The 20,318-nt window shown below is 73.1% G+C and carries 18 protein-coding genes; 14 read left to right on the top strand and 4 right to left on the bottom strand.

What is annotated here, in order from left to right; all coding sequences use genetic code 11:
• Positions 1-7: 7 nt before the first annotated feature.
• Positions 8-622, bottom strand: a complete 615-nt coding sequence (locus tag ACWD4O_RS43195) for a TetR/AcrR family transcriptional regulator (RefSeq protein WP_451288525.1) — start codon at positions 620-622, stop codon at positions 8-10.
• 121 nt (positions 623-743) lie between these two features.
• On the opposite strand from ACWD4O_RS43195, the gene ACWD4O_RS43200 reads away from it, so the two are divergent.
• From ACWD4O_RS43200 to ACWD4O_RS43215, 4 genes are all read left to right on the top strand, one after another.
• Positions 744-1,373 (top strand): alpha-ketoglutarate-dependent dioxygenase AlkB, encoded by a 630-nt coding sequence (locus tag ACWD4O_RS43200; protein WP_451288526.1) that lies wholly within the window; start codon positions 744-746, stop codon positions 1,371-1,373.
• Positions 1,374-1,452: 79 nt separating this feature from the next.
• Positions 1,453-2,034, top strand: coding sequence for a hypothetical protein (locus ACWD4O_RS43205; protein ID WP_451288527.1), 582 nt, complete (start codon positions 1,453-1,455; stop codon positions 2,032-2,034).
• Between the two features lie 45 nt (positions 2,035-2,079).
• Positions 2,080-2,829 carry an MBL fold metallo-hydrolase gene (locus ACWD4O_RS43210; RefSeq protein WP_451288528.1) on the top strand — a complete coding sequence of 250 codons (750 nt, stop codon included), beginning with the start codon at positions 2,080-2,082 and terminating at the stop codon, positions 2,827-2,829.
• 9 nt (positions 2,830-2,838) lie between these two features.
• The gene (locus tag ACWD4O_RS43215) at positions 2,839-4,074 is read left to right on the top strand and encodes a DUF4032 domain-containing protein (protein WP_451288529.1); all 1,236 of its coding nucleotides are present in this window, start codon (positions 2,839-2,841) and stop codon (positions 4,072-4,074) included.
• Positions 4,075-4,112: 38 nt separating this feature from the next.
• Here ACWD4O_RS43215 and ACWD4O_RS43220 read toward each other — a convergent pair whose 3' ends face one another.
• The gene (locus ACWD4O_RS43220) at positions 4,113-4,985 is read right to left on the bottom strand and encodes a universal stress protein (protein ID WP_451288530.1); all 873 of its coding nucleotides are present in this window, start codon (positions 4,983-4,985) and stop codon (positions 4,113-4,115) included.
• Positions 4,986-5,046: 61 nt separating this feature from the next.
• Here ACWD4O_RS43220 and ACWD4O_RS43225 point away from each other — a divergent pair, with 61 nt between their 5' ends.
• From ACWD4O_RS43225 to ACWD4O_RS43270, 10 genes are all read left to right on the top strand, one after another.
• Positions 5,047-5,406 carry a VOC family protein gene (locus tag ACWD4O_RS43225; protein WP_451288531.1) on the top strand — a complete coding sequence of 120 codons (360 nt, stop codon included), beginning with the start codon at positions 5,047-5,049 and terminating at the stop codon, positions 5,404-5,406.
• A gap of 176 nt (positions 5,407-5,582) precedes the next feature.
• The gene (locus tag ACWD4O_RS43230) at positions 5,583-7,259 is read left to right on the top strand and encodes an FAD-dependent oxidoreductase (RefSeq protein ID WP_451288532.1); all 1,677 of its coding nucleotides are present in this window, start codon (positions 5,583-5,585) and stop codon (positions 7,257-7,259) included.
• Positions 7,256-8,731 carry an ATP-binding protein gene (locus tag ACWD4O_RS43235; RefSeq protein WP_451288533.1) on the top strand — a complete coding sequence of 492 codons (1,476 nt, stop codon included), beginning with the start codon at positions 7,256-7,258 and terminating at the stop codon, positions 8,729-8,731. Before ACWD4O_RS43230 ends, ACWD4O_RS43235 begins: the two co-directional genes overlap by 4 nt.
• On the top strand, positions 8,728-9,081 hold the full coding sequence (locus ACWD4O_RS43240; protein ID WP_451288534.1) for a UBP-type zinc finger domain-containing protein: 354 nt from the start codon (positions 8,728-8,730) through the stop codon (positions 9,079-9,081). The genes ACWD4O_RS43235 and ACWD4O_RS43240 overlap by 4 nt, the downstream gene beginning before the upstream one ends.
• A gap of 128 nt (positions 9,082-9,209) precedes the next feature.
• Positions 9,210-12,179 (top strand): ATP-binding protein, encoded by a 2,970-nt coding sequence (locus ACWD4O_RS43245; RefSeq protein ID WP_451288535.1) that lies wholly within the window; start codon positions 9,210-9,212, stop codon positions 12,177-12,179.
• 165 nt (positions 12,180-12,344) lie between these two features.
• Complete coding sequence (locus ACWD4O_RS43250; protein WP_451288536.1) at positions 12,345-13,778, top strand: CAP domain-containing protein; 1,434 nt, start codon at positions 12,345-12,347, stop codon at positions 13,776-13,778.
• Between the two features lie 61 nt (positions 13,779-13,839).
• Positions 13,840-14,799 carry a threonine/serine dehydratase gene (locus tag ACWD4O_RS43255; protein WP_451288537.1) on the top strand — a complete coding sequence of 320 codons (960 nt, stop codon included), beginning with the start codon at positions 13,840-13,842 and terminating at the stop codon, positions 14,797-14,799.
• 341 nt (positions 14,800-15,140) lie between these two features.
• Positions 15,141-16,784 carry a serine/threonine protein kinase gene (locus ACWD4O_RS43260; protein ID WP_451288538.1) on the top strand — a complete coding sequence of 548 codons (1,644 nt, stop codon included), beginning with the start codon at positions 15,141-15,143 and terminating at the stop codon, positions 16,782-16,784.
• Positions 16,785-16,910: 126 nt separating this feature from the next.
• Positions 16,911-17,960 carry a hypothetical protein gene (locus ACWD4O_RS43265; RefSeq protein WP_451288539.1) on the top strand — a complete coding sequence of 350 codons (1,050 nt, stop codon included), beginning with the start codon at positions 16,911-16,913 and terminating at the stop codon, positions 17,958-17,960.
• 77 nt (positions 17,961-18,037) lie between these two features.
• Complete coding sequence (locus ACWD4O_RS43270) at positions 18,038-18,781, top strand: DUF2238 domain-containing protein (protein WP_451288540.1); 744 nt, start codon at positions 18,038-18,040, stop codon at positions 18,779-18,781.
• On the opposite strand, the gene ACWD4O_RS43275 is transcribed toward ACWD4O_RS43270, so the two are convergent.
• Entirely contained in the window at positions 18,714-19,139 is a 426-nt protein-coding gene (locus tag ACWD4O_RS43275; RefSeq protein ID WP_451288555.1) for a DUF6328 family protein, read from the bottom strand. The two genes, ACWD4O_RS43270 and ACWD4O_RS43275, sit on opposite strands and share 68 nt — an antisense overlap.
• A gap of 169 nt (positions 19,140-19,308) precedes the next feature.
• The gene (locus tag ACWD4O_RS43280) at positions 19,309-20,292 is read right to left on the bottom strand and encodes an aldo/keto reductase (protein WP_450950592.1); all 984 of its coding nucleotides are present in this window, start codon (positions 20,290-20,292) and stop codon (positions 19,309-19,311) included.
• Positions 20,293-20,318 lie beyond the last annotated feature (26 nt).

The raw sequence follows: 20,318 nt of genomic DNA on the forward strand, positions 1-20,318 counted from the left end.
GCCTTTCTCATTCGGGGTGGGCACTGCCGTCGGTCAGCAGCGCGGTGAGCAGTTGCTTGAGCCAGGCGCGGGCGTTGTCCACGTCCTTGTCCAGCAGGAGTTGGGTGGTGACGCCGTCGTAGGCGGCGACCACCGCGTGGGCGGCGGAGTCGGTGTCGCCGAGGACGGCGGGCAGGGCGGTGTGGCCGCGGGTCCGGGCCAGCCGGTCGGCGATCGCACCGCGCAGTCTGGCCCGGTGCTCCAGCAGGCTCTGCGCGACGACCGGGTCACGGGCGGCGTGCACCAGGAAGTCGGTCTTCACCTGGAGCCAGTCGAGGTCGAGGAGCAGCACCTCGGTGACCCGGTCCACGGAGGCCGGCACGTCCAGGTCGGGCCCGTCGCCGGCGAGGGCCTCGGCGACCTGCCGGGCGATGAGGTCGGCGCGTTCCCGGTAGAGCGCGAAGAACAGCTCGTCCAGGGTGGCGAAGTTGGAGTAGAAGGCTCCCCGGCTGTAGCCGGCGGCGTCGCAGACCTCCTCGATGGAGACCCGGCCGAAGCCCTTGGCGGCGAACACCGCGAAGGCGGCGTCGAGCAGCCTGGCCCGCGTACGGCCCCGGCGCCGGGTGACCCGCGCATCCGCCATGACGCACCTCCGTTCGATGCGTGAATGTATCGGATACATCGATGTATCGAAAGAGCAGGGCGACCCGGGCTGCCCCGCATGATCACCGAACACATTTTCGATTAAGGGGTACGCTGACGATATGACCGCGCACCACCTCCAGGGCTCTCTCTTCGACCAGACGACAAAGCCGGGCCTCGGCTCCCTGACCGGCATCGGCCGCAGCCGCCTCGACGCGGGAGCCTGGATCGACGTGCTGCCCGGCTGGCTCACCGGATCGGACACGCTGTTCGAACACCTGGCGAGCGAGGTCCCGTGGCGCGCCGAGCGCCGCAAGATGTACGACAACGTCGTCGCCGTACCGCGCCTGCTGGCGTTCTACGACACGGACGACGAACTCCCCCACCCGGTGCTGGAGGAGGCGCGGCAGGCGCTCTCCGCGCACTACGCGCAGGAGTTGGGCGAGCCCTTCGTCACCGCCGGTCTGTGCCACTACCGCGACGGCCGGGACAGCGTCGCGTGGCACGGCGACCGGATCGGCCGCGGCGCCCGGGAGGACACGATGATCGCGATCCTCTCCGTGGGCTCCCCGCGCGATCTGCTGCTGCGCCCGGCCGGCGGCGGCGAGACGGTACGGCGCCCGCTGGGGCACGGCGATCTGATCGTGATGGGCGGCTCCTGTCAGCGGACCTGGGAACACTGCATCCCCAAGTCGTCCCGCGCCGCCGGCCCGCGGATCAGCGTCCAGTTCCGCCCTCGCGGAGTGCGGTGAAGGACGGCGGCGAAGGGGTGCCGAAACGGAGCCGTCGATACCCGTGTTCATACCCCTGCGGGGTATGTACGTTGGTGCCATGACGAACCCACCGGAACCCGTGCCCGCGGCCGCGACCCGGCCCGAAGTCCTGCGCCACTGGCCCACCTTCGCGGCGAGCGGAGCAGCCGCGCTGATCGTCTTCGGCATGGAGGACGGCGTCGACCTGGCGCCCGCGCTCGCGGCCTCCGCCTTCGTCTACTTCGGCGCCGCCGCGCTGCGCAGGGCGTCCACGTCGTGGCCGCTGTTCCTCGCGGCCTGCGTCGTCATCTTCGCGACGGAGCTGCTGGGCGGCGGCGACGTCGACCCGACGTGGGTCCTGCTCGCGCTCGCCGTCCCGCTGCTGGCGTACTCCTTGCGGCCCGGCTCCCTGGACGCGCCCGGCGGCCTGCCCCTGCAGGTCGCCGCGATGGTCGTCTTCGGCGGCGCGGCCGCCCTCGCACTGGGCCTGGGCGGCGACGCGGCCGCCTACCTGGTGGCCGGCGGACTGCTCGGCCACGCGTTCTGGGACGCCCGGCACCACCGGATCGACCGGGTGGTGGTCCGCCCGTACGCCGAGTTCTGCCTCGTGCTCGACATCCTCGTCGCCGTGGTCATCGCGGTCGTGACGTTCAACGGCTGAACCCCGCCCTCCGCATCCTCCCCATGGTCTGCTTTGCTGTCCCCCATGCAGGCAGACGTACGGCAAGTGGCGGACGGCACCTACCTGGTGCACGGCAGCAACACCAACTGGGTGATCCTCACCGAGGGGGACGCCGTCACGCTGATCGACACCGGCTACCCGGGAGACCGTCAGCTGGTTCTGGACTCCCTCGCTGCCGTGGGCAGTTCGCCCGAGGCGGTCACCGCCGTGCTGATCACCCACGCGCACAACGACCACCTGGGCTCCGCCGAGTACCTGCGCTCGACGTACGGCACGCCGGTCTACCTGCACGAGGCCGAAGTGCCGCACGCCCGCCGGGAGTTCCTCCAACAGGTGACCATCGCCGAGATCCTGAGGAACGTCTGGCGGCCCGGTGTCCTGCCCTGGACGGTGCACGCGCTGCGGTCCGGCGGCACCGAGCAGCACCCGGTCACCGCCCCGGAGGCGTTCCCCGCCGCCGTCGGCCCGCTCGACCTGCCCGGCCGGCCCGTGCCGGTGCACACCCCCGGCCACACCGACGGCCACGCGGTCTTCCACCTCCCGGAGGCGGGGATCGTCGTCTCCGGGGACGCCCTGGTGAGCGGGCACCCGACCTCGCGGCTGCAGGGGCCGCAGCTGCTGCCGGACATGTTCCACCACGAGCGCGCCCGCGCGGTGGCGTCGCTGGACGTGATCGAGGGGCTGGCGGCCGACCTGCTGCTGCCCGGGCACGGCCCGGTGCACCAGGGCTCCGTGAAGGAGGCGGCGCGGCAGGCCCGCGAACGCGCCGTCTAAGGTCTAGCCATGGCTTTGCAGATCAGCGCCACCAACCCGGAGCACCCGGCACTCCTGCTGGAGCTGCCCTGGCACCTCCCCCTGGAGGAGTGGCCCGAGGAGGTCCTCGTCCCGCTGCCGCGAGGCATCTCCCGCCACGTGGTGCGCTACGCGCAGGCCGGCGACGAGGTGATCGCCGTCAAGGAGCTCGCCGAACGGCCCGCGCTGCGCGAGTACGAGTTGCTGCGCGATCTGGACCGGCTCGGCATCCCCGCCGTCGACCCGCTGGCCGTGCTCACCGGCCGCGCCGACGGGGCCGGTGAACCGCTGGAGTCGGTGCTGGTCACCCGGCACCTGGGCGGCTCGATGCCGTACCGGTCGATGTTCGAGACGACGATGCGGCCGGCGACCATGCACCGGCTGATGGACGCCCTCGCCGTGCTGCTGGTGCGGCTGCACCTGGCCGGGTTCGCGTGGGGCGACTGCTCGCTGTCCAACACCCTGTTCCGGCGGGACGCGGGCGCCTACGCCGCCTATCTCGTCGACGCCGAGACCGGCGATCTGCACTCCCGGCTGAGCCCCGGCCAGCGCGAGTACGACCTCGACCTCGCGCGCGTCAACATCAGCGGCGAGCTGCTCGACCTGGAGGCGTCCGGGGCGCTGCACCCGTCGGTGGACGCGATCGAGTTCGGCACCGAGATCTGCGCCCGCTACGGGGCGCTGTGGGACGAGCTGACCCACACCTCGGTCTACCCGGCGGGCAAGTACCACTACATCGAGCGCCGGATCCGCCGGCTCAACGAGCTCGGCTTCGACGTCGCCGAGATGCAGATCCAGCACTCCTCCAACGGCGACTCGGTCACCTTCGTGCCGAAGGTCGTCGACGCCGGCCACCACCAGCGCCAGCTGCTGCGCCTGACCGGCCTGGACACCGAGGAGAACCAGGCCCGGCGGCTGCTGAACGACCTGGAGAGCTGGATGGCCACCCAGGACGACTACGCCCCGGGCGACCCCCTCGCGGCCCGTCCGGAGGTGCTGGCGCACCGCTGGGTGCGGGACGTCTTCCGGCCCACCGTGCGCGCGGTTCCCCTGGAGCTGCGCGGTTCCATGGACGCCGCGGAGATCTACCACGAGCTCCTGGAGCACCGCTGGTACCTGTCGGAGCGCGCGCAGCACGACATCGGGCTCGACACCGCGGTCGAGGCGTACATCAAGAACATCCTGCCCAAGGCGCGGGAGACCCTGGAGCCGACCGTTCCCGAGTGAGAGCGGTCGGCAGGGCCGTGCGGTGCCCGCGGTGCGCGTCAGTCGTGGGGCACGACGGCGACGGGGCAGTCCGCGTGGTGCAGGACGCCGTGCGCCACGGAGCCGATCCGGGCGCCCACGGCCGTACGCCGCGCGCGTCGGCCGACCACCATCAGCTGCGCCCGCCCGGCGACCGACAGCAGCACCTGTCCCGCGCTGCCCATCTCCACGTGCTCCACCACCGGCACGTCCGGGAACCGCTCCCGCCACGGTTCGAGCGCCTCGGCCAGCGCCTTCTTCTCGTACGGCTCCAGGCCGCCGGCCTCGTCGAGGAGCTTCATCGAGCCGGGGCTGTAGGCGAACACCGGCGGCAGCGTCCAGGCCCGCACGGCGCGCACGCCCGCGCCGCGGGCGGCCGCCGTCTCGAAGGCGAGGCGCAGGGCGGGGGCGCTGTCCTCCGGCTCGCCCTGCTGGCCGACGACGATCTCGTGCCCGGCCACCTCGGTGGACGGCTGGTCGCCGGCCCGGACCAGCACGACCGGGCGGGCGGCCTCGGCGATCACCTGCTGGCCGACCGAGCCGAGCAGGAACCCGACGACCGCCGCGTGCCCGCGTGAGCCGAGCACCAGCAGCTCCGCGTCGGCCGCGGCGGCGACCAGCGTCTCGACCGGGCCGCCCTCTTGGACCTCGGTGGTGACGGTCAGTCCCGGGTGCCGCTCGGTGACCGTCGCGACCGACTGCCCGGCCGCCTCGCGCACCCAGCGCTCCTGGGCGTCCCGGTCCGCCACCTCGGCCGCCGCGTTCGGCTGGAACCGCCAGGCGTGCACCACCCGCAGTTCCAGGTCGCGTCGGACGGCCTCGCGGGCCGCCCAGGAGAGTGCCGCGAGGCTCTCGTCCGTCCCGTCGACCCCTGCCGTGATCGGGCCCGTCATCCCGCCGCCTCCTTGTGTCGAACTCACAACCGTCGGGCCCAGTCTTCACTACGCTGCCTATATGGCCTTGGAGTGGGAGCAGGTGGTCGTCGACTCGGCCGATCCGGTGGCGCTGGGGCGCTGGTGGGCCGCGGCCCTCGGGTGGGTCGTGATCAACGCCGCCGCCGACGAGTACGAGATCAGGCCGGCGCAGGACCATCTCCCCGGTCTGCTCTTCGCACCGGTCCCGGAGGGCAAGTCGGTCAAGAACCGGCTCCACCTGGACTTCCGCCCGGACGACCAGGATGCCGAGGTGGCCCGGCTGCTGTCGCTGGGCGCGCGCCACACGGACGTCGGCCAGGGCGAGCAGTCCTGGGTGACGCTGGCCGATCCGGAGGGGAACGAGTTCTGCGTGCTGCGGGCCCGGCAGCAGCGACCCTGACCGGCCGCGGCCCTCGACCGGCCGCGCCCGGCACTGTGCCAGGAGTGCACGGTCTTCGGCTGTCCACGGCTGTCCCGGGCGAACCGCGGCGATCGAACATACGATGGGCGAAGTCGGCGCGGGGGTTCGCCGCGCGCCGTGAGTCGAATACCGAGCGCTCTCGGGGTGGGAGACGTATGGCACAGGCCGCCGATACCGCGCGGACCGTCATCCTGACCGTGGACGACGACCCGGGGGTGTCCCGTGCCGTCGCCCGCGATCTACGGCGCCGCTACGGCGCCTCGTACCGGATCGTGCGCGCCGAGTCCGGGGAGTCCGCGCTGGAGGCGCTGCGCGAGCTGAAGCTGCGCGGCGACCTGGTGGCCGTCATCCTGGCCGACTACCGAATGCCGCAGATGAACGGCATCGAGTTCCTCGAGCAGGCCCTGGACGTGTATCCAGGCGCCCGGCGCGTCCTGCTGACCGCGTACGCGGACACGAGCGCGGCGATCGACGCGATCAACGTCGTCGACCTCGACCACTATCTGCTGAAGCCGTGGGACCCGCCGGAGGAGAAGCTCTACCCGGTCCTGGACGACCTGCTGGAGGCCTGGCGCTGCAGCGACCACCGGCCGGTGCCCGCCACGAAGGTGGTCGGACACCGCTGGTCGGCGCGCTCCTCGGACGTGCGGGAGTTCCTGGCCCGCAACCAGGTGCCCTACCGCTGGTACTCCGCCGACGAGCCCGAGGGGCAGCGGCTGCTGGCCGCCGCCGGGGTCGACGGGCAGCGGCTGCCGCTGGTGATCACCGCGGAGGGCACCCCCCTGGTCGAGCCGGACGCGCCCGAACTGGCCGCGCACGTGGGGCTGGCGACGACGCCCACGGCCGAGTTCTACGACCTCGTGGTGATCGGCGGCGGCCCGGCCGGGCTGGGCGCGGCCGTGTACGGGGCCTCCGAGGGGCTGCGGACCGTGCTCGTGGAGCGGTCCGCGACCGGCGGACAGGCCGGGCAGAGCTCGCGGATCGAGAACTACCTGGGCTTCCCCGACGGCGTGTCCGGGGCCCAGCTCACCGAGCGGGCGCGGCGGCAGGCCGCCAAGTTCGGCGCGGAGATCCTCACCGCGCGCGAGGTGACGGGGCTCGAGGTCAACGGGTCCGCGCGGGTCGTCCGCTTCTCGGACGGCTCGGCGGTGGCCGCGCACAGCGTGATCCTCGCGACCGGCGTGTCCTACCGGCAGTTGGCCGCGCCCGGCTGCGACGACCTCACCGGCTGCGGGGTGTTCTACGGCTCGGCACTCACCGAGGCCGCCGCCTGCCAGGGGCACGACGTGTACATCGTCGGCGGCGCCAACTCGGCCGGACAGGCGGCGATGTACCTGGCGAAGGGCGCCAAGTCCGTCACGCTGCTGGTGCGCGGCGAGTCCCTGTCGGCGTCGATGTCGTACTACCTGATCCAGCAGATCGAAGAGGCGCCCAACATCTCGGTGCGCCCCGGCACGGTCGTCGAGGCCGCGCACGGGGAGGGGCACCTGGAGCAGCTGACGCTGCGGGACCTGGCGAGCGGGGAGACCGAACTCGTCGACGCGCAGTGGATGTTCGTGTTCATCGGCGCGGCCCCGCTGACCGACTGGCTGGACGACACGGTGCTGCGCGACGGGCGCGGGTTCATCCTCGCCGGTCCCGACCTCACCCCGGACGGGCGGCCGCCGGCGAGCTGGGAGCTGGACCGGCCGCCCTACCACCTGGAGACCAACATTCCCGGCGTGTTCGTGGCCGGGGACGCGCGTGCCGAGTCGGCCAAGCGCGTCGCGTCCGCCGTCGGAGAGGGAGCCATGGCCGTGATGCTCGTCCACCGGTATCTGGAGCAGTCATGAGCGGGCAGCTGATGCCGTGCAGCCCGGGCGAGATCAGCTCGCTGTTCCTGTTCGAGAAGCTCTCCCCCGAGCAGCTCGGACGGCTGTGCGGCGAGGGGCGGGTGGAGCGGTTCGAACCCGGTCCCGTGTACACCGAGGGCGATCCGGCGACCTGCTTCTACGTGATGATCGAGGGCACGGTCGTGCTCTACCGCCGGGTCGGCGGGGACGACGTCGAGGTCAGCCGGACCTCCCAGCGCGGGGTCTACGCCGGGGCCATGCAGGCGTACCTGGGCGACCAGGTGCCGCAGGTCTACAACAACTCGATGCGGGTGACCGAGCAGACCCGGTTCTTCGTACTGCCCGCGCAGTCGTTCTCGAACATCATGCGGGAGTGGTTCCCGATGGCGTCCCACCTGCTGGAGGGGCTGTTCTTCGGCTCGAAGAACACCCAGCGCGCCATCGGCCAGCGGGAACGGCTGCTGGCCCTGGGCTCGTTGTCGGCGGGTCTCACACACGAGCTGAACAACCCGGCCGCGGCGGCGGTGCGGGCCACGGCCACCCTGCGGGAACGGGTGGCGAAGATGCGGCACAAGCTCGCCGTGATCGCCTCCGGCGCCTACGATCCGGAGGACCTGACCCGGCTGATCGAGATCCAGGAGCGCACGGCCGAACTCGTCGCGAAGGCGCCGACGCTGAGCCCGCTGGAGGCCTCCGACCGGGAGGACGCCCTCACCGACTGGCTGGACGACCACGACATCCCCGAGGGGTGGCGGATCGCACCGACCTTCGTGCAGGCCGGACTCGACGCCGACTGGCTGGAGCAGGTCGCGGCGGCCGTGCCCGAGGACATCCTCCCCGGCGCGATCGGCTGGCTCAACTACACCGTCGAGACCGAGCTGTTGATGGACGAGATCGGCGACTCCACCAACCGCATCTCGCACCTCGTCGACGCCGCCAAGCAGTACTCGCAGCTCGACCGGGCCCCCTACCGGGTCGTCGACGTGCACGAACTCCTCGACAGCACCCTGCTGATGCTGTCCGGCAAGATCGGGCAGCGCATCGAGGTCGTCAAGGACTACGACCGGAGCCTCCCGCCGATCCCGGCCTACCCGGCCGAGCTCAACCAGGTGTGGACGAACCTCGTCGACAACGCCGTCTTCGCCGTCGGCAGCACGGGCGGGGAGGGCACGTTGACCGTGCGGACGGCGCGCGAGGGCGACCGGCTGCTGGTGGAGTTCCGGGACACCGGACCGGGCATCCCGCCGGACATCCGCAGCCGTATCTTCGACCCGTTCTTCACCACCAAGCCGGTGGGCGAGGGCACCGGTCTCGGTCTGGACATCTCCTGGCGGATCGTCGTCAACAAGCATCACGGCAGCCTGCACGTCGAGTCCGCGCCGGGCGACACCCGCTTCCAGGTCCTGCTGCCGCTGACCGCCCCCGACCCCGAGAACGACCAGGACCCCGAGCCCGCCGAGGAGCCCGTATGACCGACACAGACGCCATCCGTCCGGACGTCCCGCCCAGCGGCGCCGGCTGCGCCGACTGCGACGCCGTGGGCGGCTGGTGGTTCCATCTGCGGCGCTGCGCGACCTGCGGGCACGTCGGCTGCTGCGACTCCTCGCCCGCGCAGCACGCCACCGGGCACTACAAGGCGACCGGGCATCCCCTGGTGCGCAGCTTCGAGCCGGGCGAGGAGTGGTTCTGGGACTACTCCGGCGACGAGCTGTACGAGTCCGGACCCGAGCTGGCCCCTCCGGTGAGCCACCCCGCGGACCAGCCCGTGCCGGGACCGGCGGGGCGGGTGCCGCAGGACTGGACCCAGTCGCTGCACCGCTGAACCGCTGACCGCCGGCCGCTGAACCACAGAGCCGCCGCATCGCCGAACCGTCGGGCGGGAGAGTCGTCGGCAGGGCTCCGTTCCTGGTCGTGGGCCGTGTTGTCGGTGGCACGTGCCAGGATGGAGCCGTGTCGCAGACCGTGTTCGCCACCCCGTTCATCGGCCGGGAAGAAGAGCTCGCCCGGCTCTCCCGTGTGCTGGAGCGCGCCCAGGGCGGTGAGGCACGCGCGGTGCTGGTCGCCGGGGACGCCGGAGTGGGCAAGACCCGCATGCTCGACGAGATCGCGGCACGGGCCGCGCACGCGGGCATGACGGTCGTCACCGGGCACTGCGTGGACCTCGGCGACGTGGGCCTGCCCTACCTGCCGTTCACGGAGATCCTGGGCGTGCTCGCCGCCGACGAGCGGTTCGCCGACGCCCTTGCCGCGCACCCGGTGGTCGACCGGCTGCTGGGCGCGGGAACGGACGCGTCGCGAGGGGACGTGGGCGGGCGGCTCCGGCTGTTCGAGGGGCTGGCCGCGCTGCTCGCCGACCTGTCGGAGGTCACACCGCTGCTGCTCGTCCTGGAGGACCTGCACTGGGCCGACCAGTCCTCCCGGGACCTGCTGCGCTTCCTCCTCAGCCGGGGCTTCCTGCAGCGGCCGGCCGGCAACGGCTCCGGTCACCGGCTGGCGGTGCTGGCCTCGTACCGCGCGGACGACCTGCACCGCCGGCATCCGCTGCGCCCCCTGCTGGCCGAGCTGGTGCGGCTGTCGGCCGTGGACCGGCTGGAGTTGCGTCCGCTGGCGGACGCCGAGGTGGCCCGTCTGGTGCGCGCCCTGGAGGACCGTCCGCTGTCCGAGGCCACGGTGCGCCGGATCGTGGAACGCGCGGAGGGCAACGCCTTCTACGCGGAGGAACTGCTCGCGGCCAGCGACGCCGAGCCCGGCGGAATGCCCAGCGGGCTGGCCGACCTCCTGCTGATCCGCGTCGAGCAACTCCCCGACACGGCCCAGCAGGTGCTGCGCACCGCCGCCGTCGCCGGCCGGCGCGTGGAGCACGACCTGCTGCGGGACGCGGTGGGGCTCCCCGAGGACGAGCTGGAGTCCGCTCTGCGGGAGGCCGTGGGCCGGCAGCTGCTGGTCGCGGGCGACGACGGCGCCTACGCCTTCCGGCACGCCCTCGCGCGCGAGGCGGTCTACGCCGATCTGCTCCCCGGCGAGAGGTCGCGGCTGCACGGCGCGTTCGCCCGGCTGCTGGCCGACCGGGGCCACCGCGCCGAGACCGCCGCGGAGCGCGCCCACCACTACCGCGAGAGCCATGACCTGGGCGAGGCCCTCGCCGCCTCGCTGGAGGCCGCCGACCACGCGCATCGCGTCGGGGCGCCCGCCGAGGAACTGCACCATCTGGAAGCCGTCCTCGGCCTCTGGGAGTCGGTGCCCGCCTCCGCCCTGCCCTCGGGCGCGGGAAGCGACCGGGTCGCGCTGATGCTGCGCGCCTCGGCTGCGGCGGCGCACGCCGGGGAGACGCACCGCGCGGTCTCGTTGACCCGGGCCGCGCTCGCCGGCGTCGGCCAGGACACCGACTCCGAACTCGCCGCACGCGTGCGGTACACGCTCGCCGGCACCCTCATGAACGTGGACAGCCTGACGGCCGCCTTCGCCTACAGCAGCGAGGCGCTGGCGATGATCCCGGCCGAACCGCCGTCGCCGACCTGGGTGTGGGCCGCCGCCACCCACGTCCTGGCGGCGCGTCACGTCGGCGACAACGAGACCGCGCTGCGCGTCGCCCACCGGGCGCTGGCCGTCGCCGAGCAGCTCGATCTGACGGACGCGCGCGCCGACCTCCTGGTCTCGCTGGCCAACCTGGAGGGCGAGGGCCGCCGCTCCCCCGAGGCCAGGGCGCGCCTTCAGGAGGCTCGTGAGCTGGCCCGTCGCGCGGGCAACGCCCCGGTGGAGATGCGGGCCCTGTTCACCCTCGCCATCGGCGCCTACGAGGCCGGGGACCTGGCGGAGTGTCTGCCCTGGCTCTCCGAGGGCCTGGAGCGCGCCCGCCGCGCGGGGCTGCTGTCCTCGCCGTATCCGCTGGAGATGCGCTATCTCCAGCTGCTGGTGCTCTACACGCTGGGCCGCTGGGACGAATGCCTGCGGACGGCGACGACCGATCTGGCGGTGCTGCCGTCGTCGGCCGGGTTCGCGATGGGTCCCGCCCTGTACGTGGCTCTCGCACGTGGCGAGAAGGACGTCGTCGAGCGGGCCAGGGCCCTGTTGGAGGGGCCCTTCGACTGGATGGCGGCGCTCGTCGCGGGCGGGGTCCTGACCGACGCTGCCGCGCTGAGCGGCGACGCCGAGGCGGCGGTGGCCCAGTTGCGGGCCTCGATCGAGTCCCTCATAGACGACGCGGGATCGCGTCCGGACGTCACGGTCAGGCTCACCGCGCTCACCCTCACCGCGGTGGCCGACGCGGCCGCGGGGGCACGGCTCACCGGAGACGAGCCGGCGGCCCGTCGCTGGGCGGCAGTGGCGAGCGAACTCCTGGAACCGGCCCGGGCGGTGGCCCGGCACGGCCAGACCGGCGTGCCGCAGGGCCCGGAGGGACGCGCCTGGCTGGCCCGCGCCGAGGCCGAGTGGGCGTGGGCCACCACGGGACCGGACCCGGCGGCCTGGGAGGCGACGGTGGCCGCGTTCGACTTCGGCGACGTGTACGAGCTCGCCCGGTGCCGACTGCGGTACGCGCAGGCCCTGTTGGCGGCCGACCGGCGCGAGGAGGCGGCCGCCGCGGCCCGCGCCGCCCGGGAGACGGCCGTACGGCTGGGCGCCGCGCCGCTGCTGGAGCGGGCGGACGCGTTCATCCGGCGCGGGCGGCTCGCGCCGAACCCGTCGTCCGCCGCCGGGGACCGCTCGGTCACGCTGACGGCCCGGGAGCAGGACGTGCTGCGGCTGCTCGTGCTCGGCCGCAGCAACCGGCAGATCGGTGAGGAGCTGTTCATAAGCGGCAAGACGGCGAGCGTCCATGTCTCCAACATCCTCGCCAAGCTCGGCGCGGCGAGCCGCACGGAGGCCGTGGCGATCGCCCATCGAGAACGGCTCCTCGAACCGGCGCCCGGCGCGTCGGACTGATCCGGTCAGGTCCGGTCAGGTCCGGGGGCGGCCGCACCGGCCGGCCGCCGGCCCTCGGCCGGGCGGGCCCCTGCTCCGGGAACCCTCGGGGCGTGCGGCCCGTTGTCCGGGCAGGCCCGCGGCAGGCCCGCGGCAGGGCCCGTACCACGACACCAGGACGGCAGGATGAGCGAGTTGGTCCCCGGGGGCAACCTGCCCCTTCCGGGCGGCGCCCTGGCCGTCCGGGTACCCGGCCCCTTCGACGTCTGCGCACTCGTGACCGACGACAGCGGCCGCGTCCGGGGCGACGCCGACTTCGTCTTCTACAACCAGCCGACGGCGCCGGGGGCCCGGCTCCAGGGCGACACGCTGACGCTGGAGCCCGGCAGGCTGCGGGCCGGCGCCACCCGTGTCACGGTGGTCGTCAGCGCCGCCGAGCCGGGCACGCCCCTCGCCCGTCTGCCCGTTCCCACGCTCCACGTCACCGACCCGCAGGGCCGCGCGCTGGCCCGGTTCACCCCGCCGCCCTCGCAACAGGAGACGGTCCTGCTGCTGGCGGAGCTCTACCGGCGGGGCGGCGGCTGGAAGCTGCGGGCGCTCGGCCAGGGGTACGCGGACGGACTGGCGGGCCTGGCCAGGGACTTCGGGGTGGACGTCCTGGCGGACGACACGGCGAGCATGGCAGCGCCCGGCCCCGCCGCCGGTGGCCGGCCACCGTCCGTCCCGCACGCACGCCCTGCCTCGCCGCCCGACCCCGGCTCCCGTGGCTCCCATGGCTCCCGCGGCCCCCGTGGCTCCCGTTCCGGCATCCTGCCCTCGCGTCGCGCCTCGCCTCCGGCGGCATCCGACCCCGACGGCATCCTCGCCCTGGTCAACCCCGCCCGTGCCGCCGCCGGTTCGCCGGCCGTCTCGCTGGACGCACGGCTCGCCTCGGCCGCCGCGGGGCACGCCGCCGCCATGGCCGCCGCCGGACGCCTGGGCGTCGAGGGCCGGGACGGCGTCTCGCTCCACCAGCGGATCACGGCCGCCGGATACCGGTATCTCGCCGTGGGCGAGCACCTGGTCTCCGGTCCCCGGACGCCCGCCGAGTTCATCGACTACTGCCTGCGCACCGACCAGGCCCGCCGCACCCTGCTCGAACCGGCGTTCACCCATACCGCACTGGCGCGGGTCACCGACCGCGGCGGCACCGCCTACTGGACCGCCGTGTGGGCCAGTCCGCTCACTACGGAGGGACTGACCCGGACGGCCGCCGAGGTCGTCGACCTCACCAACCGCGAGCGGGCCCGGGCGGGGCTGCGCCCGCTCGCCGTCGACCGGCTGCTCACCACCGCCGCCCAGGCGTACAGCGCGGACATGGCGGCGCGCGCCTTCTACTCCCACACCTCGCCCGAGGGAAGCCAGCCATGGGACCGGGCCGCCGCCGCGGGCAGCACCCTGCGGACCATCGGCGAGAACATCGCCTGCGGCCAGCGCTCCGCCGCCGAGGTGGTGGACGGCTGGATGAACAGCCCAGGACACCGGGCCAACATCCTCAAGCCCGCCTTCACCCACATAGGCGTCGGCTTCGCGGGCGGCGGCCCGTCGGGCACCTACTGGACCCAGCTCTTCGGCGCCTGACCCGCCCCCGCCCCGACCTGCCGCGATACTGATGACGCAACCGGACAGAAGGGTGACTGCCTTGATCGGCATCACGGACATCGAAGCCGCCGCCGAGCGGATCGCCGGACACGTGGTCCGTACCCCGACCGTGTCCAGCCCGGGCCTGACCGCCCTGCTCGGTGTCCCCGTGACCGCGAAGCTGGAACTTCTGCAGCGCACCGGTTCGTTCAAGGCCCGCGGGGCGACGGCGAAGCTGTTGTCGTTGAGCGAGGCCGAGCGGGCCGCCGGGGTCGTGGCGGTGAGCGGCGGGAACCACGGGATCGCGCTCGCGGTCATGGCGGCGGCGCTGGATGTGAAGGCCACGGTCGTGATGCCGCGTTCGGCGCCCGCCCGGGCCGTGGAGATCGCGGCGGCGGCCGGCGCCTCGCTGCGGCTCACCGACACCATGGACGGCGCGTTCACGCTGGCGGAGCGGTTGCGGGACGAGGGCTTCACGCTGGTGCACCCGTTCGACGATCCGATGGTCGTCTCCGGGCAGGGCACGGTCGGCCTGGAGCTGGCCGCCGACGCCGATGAGCTGACGGACGTGCTGGTCAGCGTCGGGGGCGGCGGACTGATCGCCGGGGTCGCCGCGGCCCTGCGCGCCCGCCGCCCGGACCTGCGGATCTGGGGCGTGGAGACCGAGGGCGCGCAGGCGATGTCGGAGGCGTTGGCGACGGGCGGGCCGGTCCAGGTGGCGCTGTCGTCGATCGTCTCCACCCTCAGCGCGCCCAGCGTCTCGCAGCTGACGTACGACCATGTCTCGGCTCTGGTCACCGAGGTGCTGGTGGTTCCCGACCGGGAGGCCGTGCGCGGTTCCATGGAGCTCGCCGAGCACGCCAAGCTGTGGACCGAACCGGCGGCCGGCTGTCTGCTGCCCGCGGCCCGGGAGGTCGTGGCGCGGGTGGGCGACGGCGCGCGGCTGGGGCTGGTGGTCTGCGGGGGCAACGCGACGATCGCGGACATGATGGCTTGGACGGATCGGTTCGGGCTGCGCTGAAGCGGCTCGGCCGCGATAGGGAAATCCGTCGGAAGGGCCTCCGAGCAGGAATGGGCCGCCGCTGCTCGGCCGGGCCGAGAAGGTCGTTTTCGAGATCCTCAATGAGCCTCGACAGACCTTCTTACCGCTGGTTACACCGCAGGACGGACCCCGGTCACGAAGACCCGACAAGCCCCGGCAATTCCCTTTTCTCGTACATACACTCGCCGAAACCGTCGCACCAAACCGACGGCTCTTTGAATGAAAGACAGAAATCACGACGGAGTTGCCGACCAATTGAACGGACCCCCTCGCGCCGGTCGTACCACTGGGAAAGGTGGGTACCAGCGGTTCAGCGAGGGATGACCATGGTCAAGACGCAAGTCTCCACGCACGAGTTGGTCGCCGGGAGGTACCGGCTGCTCGACGTCGTTCACCGGGAGACGAACCGCGTCAGCTGGTACGGCGAGTACGTCGAGGAAACCGGGGCGGCCCGGCCGTGCCTGGTCACCCGGATCGGGCTGCCCGTCGAGCAGGCCGAGGAAAGGGCCCGGCAGGCCGCCGACCGGGTGCTGCGCGTGTCGGAGACGATGGCCGGTCTGTGCCCGGGCCGGATCGCCGCGGTCGTCGACGCCGTGCAGGAGGAGGGCTCCCTGTGGACCGTCACCGAGTGGATCGACGGCCTGCCGCTGAGCCAACTCCTGTCGCAGAAGGGCACGTTCAGCACCGCCAAGGCCGCGTCGATCGGGCTGCAGCTGCTCGAAGTGCTCGAGGCCGCACACGATCAGGGCATCACCCACGGCGAGCTGAGCCCCGGCCAGGTCTTCCTGCGGACCGGGGGACCCCTCGTCCTCACCGGGTTCGGACTGGCGGGGGCGACGCTCGCGCCGCGCGTGGCGGCGCCGTCGTACGCCTCTCCCGAGCAGGCCCGTGACGAGCGGATCGGTCCGGCGGCCGACATGTGGGCGCTGGGCGCGATGCTCTACGCGATGGTCGAGGGGCGGCCGCCGTACCGTGATCGGGACCGGCCCGAGACCACGCTGAAGGGGGTGGACCGGCTGCCGCTGCGCACCCCGCTGCGGGCCGGTTCGCTCGGCCCGACCGTGCAGGGACTGCTGCGCAAGGACTCCCGGGAGCGGCTGACCCGCACGGTCGTACGCCAGTCCCTCACCCGGGTGCTGGACGAGGATCCGCACTCCGCGGCCCCCGCGCCCCGCTTACAGCGGGTCCGCGCGGCCGCCCAGTACGTCGGCCCGCAGTGGAGCGGCCGGGCGATGGCGGCCGGGACGGCGCTGGCCGTCGTCACCGTGGCGGTCGCCGCCCTCGCCGTGACCCACCAGCTGCCCGGCACCGAGGAGACGTCGGCGAGCGGCGCCCAGTCCACGCCGTCCGCGCCCGCCACGGCGCCCGCTGAGGACTCCGCCGAAAGAGGCACCGCGACGGCGCTCCCGACGCCGACGCCGACCGCGCCGAGCGGTTCGTCCCCGAGCGCGCCCGCGAGCGCCTCCCCGTCGCCCTCCGCCTCCGCCGGCGGCCTCCCGGCCGGTTACCGCGTGTACCGGGCGTCCGAGGGCTTCTCGGTCGCGCTGCCCAAGGGCTGGAAGCGGCTGGAGACCGCGAACGGGGCCGACAACTCGTATCGCGTCACCTTCGGTGCGGCCGGCGATCCGCGCACCCTCGCGGTGACCTACAGCGAGAGCGCCGGACCGGACCCGGTCGCCGTCTGGCGGGACGACGTCGAGCCCAATCTGAAGAAGGACGCCGGTTTCCAGCGGATCGGCGCGATCGCGCCGACGACGTATCTCGGGTACAAGGCCGCCGACATGGAGTGGCTCGTGGACGCCGACGGCACACAGGTGCGTACGTTCGGGCGCGGTTTCCTCCTCGGCGGGCACCGCAGCTTCTCCCTGCGCTGGACCACGCCCGTCGCGGACTGGGACGACGCCGCCAGCGAGGAGGCCCTGGACACGTTCCTGGCGACCTTCCGGCCGGGCTCGGCCGACTGACCCAGGTGCGCGGCGCGGCGCGCACAGCGGGCCGCCGTGCGGTGGCCCGCTGTCCCAGTAGGCTGCCGGTCTGCACTGTCGCAGTGCGGATCCCCTACCCAGCAGCCCGCGAAGGAGAGTCATCCCGTGACCCTGGCGATCGACCTGCCCGAGACGTCCGGCGAGGACTTCGTCGTCGTGCCCCTGTCCGACCTCGTGGCGCGGGACGCGCGCGAGTTCGGCGTCTACGCGCGGACCGGCGGGTGGGCCTTCGGCCTGATGGTGGCGCGCAGCGTCCGGCCGGGCGGGCAGAGCGCGGACGAGACGCCGAAGGTGTCGGCGAAGGAGTTCGCCGCACTGGCCGGCTGCTCCCCCGAGCGCGTGATGCGCTACTACAAGGCCTGGGACCGGGCCGCCGACGACGGTCTCGTCCCGCACTTCGAGGAGCTGGCGCCCGGCCAGGAGGTCGAGCTGCCGGACGCCGACGTGTGGCTGACCTTCTACGTCTCCCGCTCCAGCGCGACCTCCGAGCGCGGCGCCGCGATCGCGGAGGCCGCCGAGGCGGAGGGCATCCGTCCGACGAAGGCGCTGGAGGTCGCGGAGAACCCCACCGCCCTGCGCGCCGCGATCCTCGCCGACCCCTCGACCGCCCGCGCGGCCCGCGCCGCCCTGCTGGACCGCATCAAGGAGGACCCCGACCTCCAGACCGAGCTGGCCCGGGACGTCGTGCGCACCGACGATCTGAAGAAGGCCGTGGCCAGTGAGAGCCGCTCGGCCGACCGGATCGGGTATGTGCGTCAGATCGCCGAGTCCGGTCAGATCAAGACGCCTGCCGGGCAGACCGTGGACGCGCCGGTCGAGGTGCGCCAGGAGGCCGAACGGCATCTGTCGCTGCTCGACGAGCTCGACGACGGCGAGGATGCCGGCGAGTGGGCGACCGAGGCCTACGACACGATGAAGAACCTGGTCGTCGAGACGGTGGAGGCCGATCCCGAGCTGCGCGTCCAGGAGCGGCGGACGAAGTTCTACAGCAGCCTGTCGAGGGCGACGAAGGTGTTCGAGGAGCTGACCTTCGACGACGCACAGGAGTTCTACGAGGACGACATGGTGCAGCAGTTGGAGGAGCTCCAGCAGGCGATCGGCAGCTGTATCTCCGCGCTGCGCGGTGCGCGCGGCAACGCATCCGGGGCTGAGTAGCCGTACTCATGCCACCGCCCGGCGCGCGGCCCGACGATGGGGGCTCCCAAGACGTTCATCTTTCAAGGAGCGCCCCGATGTCCGCTGTTCGTCCCGCACCGCGCAGTTCTCTGCCCGTAGTGTGCGCCGGGCTGGTGGCCGCGGGCCTGGCCCTGTCGGCCTGGCACGCGTACGACCCGACCACCTGGCTCCTGGAGACGGTGTGGGCGCTGGTGGGCCTGCCGGTGATCGTGCTGACCTGGCGGCGCTTCCCGCTCACGGGTCTGCTGTGCTGTCTGCTCGCGTTCCATGCGCTGGTGCTGGCGCTGGGCGGCCACTACACGTACGCGCGGGTGCCGCTCGGCGACTGGGCGCGGGACGCGTTCGGTCTGGAGCGCAATCCGTACGACCGGTTCGGCCATCTCATGCAGGGGTTCGTGCCGGCGATCCTGGTGCGGGAGTTGCTCAGCCGTACGTCACCGCTGCGCGGCAGCCGCTGGCTGGCCCCGCTGACCGTGTGCGCGTGTCTGGCGTTCAGCGCGGTGTTCGAGATGTTCGAGTGGGCGGCGGCCGTCATCGGCGGTCAGGCGGCGGACGCGTTCCTGGCCACCCAGGGCGATGTGTGGGACACCCAGTGGGACATGTTCTGCGCGCTCATCGGCGCCACGGTGTCGGTGCTGCTGCTGAGCCGGGTGCACGACCGACAGCTCGCGGCGCTGCCCGCCTCAGTGCCCGCCGCCCGCACCGGCGCCGAGGCCGACTCCGACGCCGGCGTCACTCGGTCGTATGGCGCCACCGGGTCCACAGCGGCAGCGCGAACCAGCACAGCCCGTACCACATGACCACGCCGCCGACCAGCCACGGCACGTAGTCGTCCTCGGTGGCCACGCGCAGGACCAGCAGCAGCGAGGACGTCATGGTGGCGAGCAGCAGCAGGAGACCGACGAAGGTCAGCCGGGACGCCCACCGCACCGCCTGCGCTTTCACCCGGCGTCCGGAGACCAGGCGGTGCAGGGAGACGGGACCGATGAGGGCGCCGGTCGCGCAGGCGCCGAGGACGACGGTCACGATGTAGATGACCTGGTCGGTGTGGCGCAGGTCCGCGTAGCGCGGGGTGAACACGACCGTCAGCAGGAAGCCGAAGAGGATCTGGACGCCTGTCTGGGCGATGCGGATCTCCTGGGTGAGCTCCCCCCACATCCGGTCCGCTCGCTCCTCCTCGGTCTCGTCGCGCCCCCTGTGTTCTTCGGCTCCCGCCGCCGTGTCCGTCACGTGGCCTCCTCCGCCCGGTGCGAGCGACCATCGGTCCTCTCGCCGGGCCGAGTACCCCGTGGGCGGCGATCGTCCCGCGATCACCGCCCCGGGCGGCCTACCAGCGTCCCTCGACCTGCTCCTTGACGCGCCGGTCGTAGAGGTCGCGGACGGCCGCCAGCGTCGTGTCGGAGAGCTCCGGGAGCCTGGCGGCGGCCGCGTTGGCCCGGGCCTGCTCGGGCGAGCGGGCGCCCGGGATCACCGTGGTCACGCCGGGCTGCTGGATGATCCAGCGCAGCGCCAGCTGGGCCGGGGTGTACCCCTCAGGGGCGAGGGCCGAGAACTCGACGGCGGCCTCGACGCCGGTGGCGTAGTCGACGCCGGAGAAGGTCTCGCCCTGGTCGAAGGACTCGCCGTGCCGGTTGTAGGTGCGGTGGTCGTTCTCCGGGAAGACGGTGTCCTTGGTGTACTTGCCCGAGAGCAGGCCGGAGGCGAGCGGGACCCGGGCGATGATGCCGACGCCCGCCGCGCGGGCCGCCGGAAGCACCTCGTGCAGGGGCTTCAGCCGGAACGGGTTGAGGATGATCTGCACGCTCGCCACGCCCGGCCGGGCGATCGCGGTGAGGGCCTCGGCGCAGGTCTCCACGCTGACGCCGTAGCGCGCGATGCGCTCCTCCTCGACGAGCGTGTCGAGCGCGTCGAACACCTCGTCGCTGGAGTAGACGGGGGTGGGCGGGCAGTGCAGCTGGACCAGGTCGATGCGGTCGACGCCGAGGTTGCGGCGGGAGCGGTCGTTCCAGGCGCGGAAGTTGTCCAGGACGTAGTTCTCGGGGATCTGGTCGAGGCGGCGGCCCATCTTGGTGGCGACCAGCACATGCAGATCGGGCCGGCCGGCGAGGAAGGCGGCGATGGTCTGCTCGCTGCGTCCGTCGCCGTAGACGTCGGCGGTGTCGAAGAAGGTCACTCCCGACTCGGCCGCCGCCTCCAGGACCGCCAGGGCCTCCTTGTCGTCGACGTCTCCCCAGTCGGCCCCCAACTGCCAGGTGCCGAGACCGACGACGGATGCGTGCTGACCAGACCTACCGAATTCGCGCTCGTCCATGGCGTCAGTCTGTCATCCGCCGTGGC

The organism is Streptomyces sp. NPDC002623 (assembly GCF_053592635.1).